General features: G+C 72.7%; 4 protein-coding genes. 3 read left to right on the top strand and 1 reads right to left on the bottom strand.

Translation table 11 applies throughout. The annotated features are described in order from the left end of the window. Positions 1 to 52 precede the first annotated feature (52 nt). Positions 53 to 625: a cob(I)yrinic acid a,c-diamide adenosyltransferase gene (locus GT030_RS20885; RefSeq protein WP_161202408.1), complete on the bottom strand. Its 573-nt coding sequence runs from the start codon at positions 623 to 625 to the stop codon at positions 53 to 55. Between the two features lie 189 nt (positions 626 to 814). Here GT030_RS20885 and GT030_RS20890 point away from each other — a divergent pair, with 189 nt between their 5' ends. The 3 genes from GT030_RS20890 to GT030_RS20900 form a co-directional block, all read left to right on the top strand. Next, positions 815 to 1,663, top strand: coding sequence for a 3-hydroxyacyl-CoA dehydrogenase family protein (locus GT030_RS20890; protein WP_135784150.1), 849 nt, complete (start codon positions 815 to 817; stop codon positions 1,661 to 1,663). A gap of 179 nt (positions 1,664 to 1,842) precedes the next feature. Further along, positions 1,843 to 2,166 carry an STAS domain-containing protein gene (locus GT030_RS20895; RefSeq protein WP_135789822.1) on the top strand — a complete coding sequence of 108 codons (324 nt, stop codon included), beginning with the start codon at positions 1,843 to 1,845 and terminating at the stop codon, positions 2,164 to 2,166. A 257-nt stretch (positions 2,167 to 2,423) separates the two neighbouring features. After that, on the top strand, positions 2,424 to 4,180 hold a 1,757-nt coding region (locus GT030_RS20900), incomplete at its 3' end, for an ATP-binding protein (protein ID WP_161202409.1).

Raw genomic sequence — 4,180 nt, forward strand, 5'->3', positions numbered from 1 at the left:
GACGCCGCGAGCCCTGCCCTCCGGGCAGACGGCGCTACTCTGCGGACACGCCCTAGCGCTCGCCGCCCGGCACCCACAGCACGTCGCCGGTCTCCTTGTTGGCCGTGCGGGCCAGGATGAACAGCAGGTCGGAGAGGCGGTTGAGGTAGGTCGCGGTGAGCGGGTTCATCGTCTCGCCGTGCACCTCGAGCGCCGCCCAGGTGGAGCGCTCCGCCCGCCGGACCACCGTGCAGGCCTGGTGCAGCAGCGCCGCGCCGGGGGTGCCGCCGGGCAGGATGAACGAGCGCAGCTTCTCCAGCCGTTCGTTGAACCGGTCGCAGTCCTGCTCCAGCCGGTCCACGTAGAACTGCTCGACCCTCAGCGGCGGGTACTCCGGGTTCTCCACCACCGGCGTCGACAGGTCGGCGCCCACGTCGAAGAGGTCGTTCTGCACCCGGGTGAGGACCGTGACGACCTCCTGGTCCAGCCCGCCCAGCGCGACGGCGGTACCGATCACCGCGTTCGCCTCGTTGGCGTCCGCGTACGCGGAGATCCTGAGGTCGGTCTTGGCGGTCCGGCTCATGTCGCCGAGGGCGGTGGTGCCCCGGTCGCCGGTCCTGGTGTAGATGCGCGTCAGATTGACCATACGGTCAGCGTAGTTGCCCCAAAGGGCGCGAAGCGGTGCGGATTTGACGGACCGGAGCGGCGCAACCGGAACGTGACGGGTGTCTCACGCCCTGAGACCGTGACACGCATTACTTACGGTCCTCAAGCCGTCGCCCGAGCGCTAGTGTCCGCCGAGAGGAACCATAAACAGCGCGTAAGGGGAGTCGGAGTGGCAGGGAAGCTCGCCGTCATCGGGGCCGGTCTCATGGGGTCCGGCATCGCCCAGGTCGCCGCACAGGCCGGCTGGGACGTGGTTCTGCGCGACGTCACCGACGAGGCGCTCAAGCGCGGTACCGACGGCATCCGGGCCTCCTACGACAGGTTCGTCGCCAAGGGCAAGCTGGACGCGGCCGACGCCGAGGCCGCCCTCGCCCGGATCACCCCGACCACCGACCTGGACGACGTCGCCGACGCGGACGTCGTGATCGAGGCGGTCTTCGAGAAGCTGGAGGTCAAGCACGAGATCTTCCGCGCGCTCGACAAGATCGTGCGCCCGGACGCCGTGCTCGCCTCCAACACGTCCGCCATCCCGATCACCAAGATCGCGGCCGCCACCGAGCACCCCGAGCGCGTGGTCGGCGTGCACTTCTTCTCGCCGGTGCCGATGATGCAGCTCGTCGAGCTGGTCCGGGGTTACAAGACCAGCGACGAAACCCTCGCCACCGCGCGGGAGTTCGCCGAGTCGGTCGGCAAGACCTGCATCGTCGTCAACCGCGACGTCGCCGGGTTCGTCACCACCCGCCTCATCTCGGCCCTCGTGGTCGAGGCCACCAAGCTCTACGAGTCGGGCGTGGCCACCGCCGAGGACATCGACCTCGCCTGCAAGCTGGGCTTCGGGCACGCCATGGGCCCGCTCGCCACCGCCGACCTCACCGGGGTCGACATCCTGCTGCACGCCACCGGCAACATCTACACCGAGAGCCAGGACGAGAAGTTCGCTCCGCCGGAGCTGATGCGCCGGATGGTGGACGCCGGTGACATCGGCCGCAAGAGCGGGCAGGGCTTCTACACGTACTGACCGCGTCCGGATCACCCGCCGATTCCGTGCGCGTCCGTACAGCCGCTCAGGGGGATCACCCCCGCGGGTGAATTCGGTATCGGTTCGCTTACAACCAGCAACCACATCGACACCCACACAGTCAGACGTTGCACAGCACCGTCACGGAGAACGCCACTCGCACTCAACGGGGAGCGCATATGTACATCAGGGGCGACCACGCCGAGCTGGTCGTCGGGGGGCGCCTCGACGTCCGCAGCGCGGCGGACGCCCGTACGGCCCTCCACGCGGCGGTCGACGACGGGATCGGCGATCTGGTGCTGGACCTGTCCGAACTGGACTCCTGGGACGCCACCGGACTCGGCGTCATCATGGGCGCACACCGGCGCGCGGGCCGCTGCGGCCGGCGTCTGGTGCTGCGCCGGGTGCCGCCGCAGATGCAGCGGCTGCTCGTGGCCACCCGGCTGCACCGCATTCTCGCCATCGAGGGCGGAGTCGGTGTGGAGTCGCTGCCCCGCGTGTGAGGTTCCGGAACCGGGGCAGGCTCCAACTCGTCCCGAACGGCGCGTCGCGCACATTCCTCACCGGAAGGTGATCTCCCGGATCTCTCGGGCCGTCCGGCACCCCGCCCTGTCGGGGACCCCTGCCGACGGTTTAGGGTTCGGTCGCCCGCCGCCTCGTGTAATCCGCGAGCGGGCCCGGACCAGAAGCGACAGCGCGATGTGCGGCAGGCCGGGAGGGGCCGAGATCGGCACACGACGCTTTTGGGGGCTTTGAACCCATGGACCCGATACTTCCGGGAACCGAGGACCACGGTCAGGCACTGAGCCGCCGTCCGCCGCGGGACCCCCTCACCGCCGACTTCGCCCCGAGCGGCCCCGTGCCCGCCCGCACCACCCGGCTGGTCTGCGGCGACTTCCTGCTCACCGTCAACCCGGTCGACGGCAGCGAGATAGAGCTCTGCCCGCCGCACGAGCGCCCCGAAGCCCCCGCCAAGCGCACCCCCGCCGCCCGAGCCGAGTACGAGCGGGCCGCCCTGCCGCCCGCCCCGCCCGGACGCCGGATGCCCGAGCCCGAGTTGCTGGAGCGTCAGGAGATACGCGAGCGGCTGGTCCGGCTGCTCACCCGCGGCCGTACCGTCCGCCTCACCGGCCCCGGCGGCTCCGGCCGCACCGCCCTGCTCGACCTCGTCGCGGAGGACTGCGCCGACCTCGCGCCCGACGGCGTGGTCCGGCTCGACGGCCTCCACCGCACCCCCGACGACCTGCTGCGCGACCTCTTCCACACCGTCTACGACGCCCCCCGCCACCGCCTTCAGCCGGACGAACTGCGCGAGGCCGTCAAGGAGATCGGCGCCGTCGTCCTCATCGACGACCTGGGGTTCGGCGGCACCGCCCTCACCGAACTGCTCGAAGCCGCCCCCGAGTGCGCCTTCCTCCTCGCCGCCACCCCGGACACCCCCGCGGCCGCCGGTGACATCGAGGACGTCGACCTGCCCGGCCTCGACCGCGCCGCCGGGGTGGCGATCCTGCAGCGGTCGGTGGGCCGGGACCTCACCGAGGAGGAGGCGGTCTGGGCCGGCGACCTCTGGTTCGAGTCCGAGGGCCTGCCGCTGCGCTTCGTCCAGGCCGGCGCCCTGCTCCGCCAGCGCGAGCAACTGCGTGCCAGCGGCGACGTGGTGGACGAGTACGGCGTCTTCGAGGACGTACGCGGCCCCGCCGACGCGGTGCTCGACCTGCCTGTGGAGGACGAGGAGGCCGAGGAGGTGCCGCTGCCCTCCCTCGCGGAGGCCGCCGCGCCCGCCCCGCTGCTCGCCTCCCGCCTTAAGCCCTCCGCCCGCGCCGCCCTGCGCTTCGCCGTCGCCCTGGACGGCGAGCTGCCGCACCCGGCGCATCTGCCGGCCCTGGTGGGCGACACCCACGCCGACGCCGCGCTCGGCGAACTCCTCGGCTGCGGCCTGGTCTCCCCGGCCGGCCCCCGCTACCGCCTCGCGGCCGGGGTACGCGCCCAGCTGGAGGCCGCCGGATACGACGAGGACGCGCCCGCCGAGGCCCGGACCGCCGCCCGGCACTACGCCTGGTGGGCCGCCCACCCCTCCGTCACCCCGGAGCGGGTGTGTGCGGAGGCCGCGGCGGTGCTGACCGCGCTGGAGACCGTGCTGCCCGGCACCGAACCGGCCGCCGAGGGCGACGACGAGCAGGCGACCGCCGTCCGGCTCGCCCACGCGGCCGGCGCCGCCTTCGCCGCCGGGCTGCACTGGACCGCGTGGGAACAGGCCCTGCACGCCGGGTCCGAGGCCGCCCGCCTCGCCCAGGACGTCCCGGAGCGCGCCTACTTCCACCACGAGCTGGGCATCCTCGCCCTGGTCGACGGCCAACTGGACCGCGCACGCTCGGAGTTGGAGGTCTCGCACGGGATGCGCACCGCGCTCTCCGATATGCGGGGCACCGTCGCGGGCCGCCGCGCGCTCGCCCTGGTCGCGGACCGCAGCGGCGACCTGCCGGGCCTCGCCGCGCTGATGGCCGCCGAGGAGTCCCC

This window comes from Streptomyces sp. SID1328, assembly GCF_009865595.1.
Classification (GTDB): Bacteria; Actinomycetota; Actinomycetes; order Streptomycetales; family Streptomycetaceae; genus Streptomyces; species Streptomyces griseoluteus.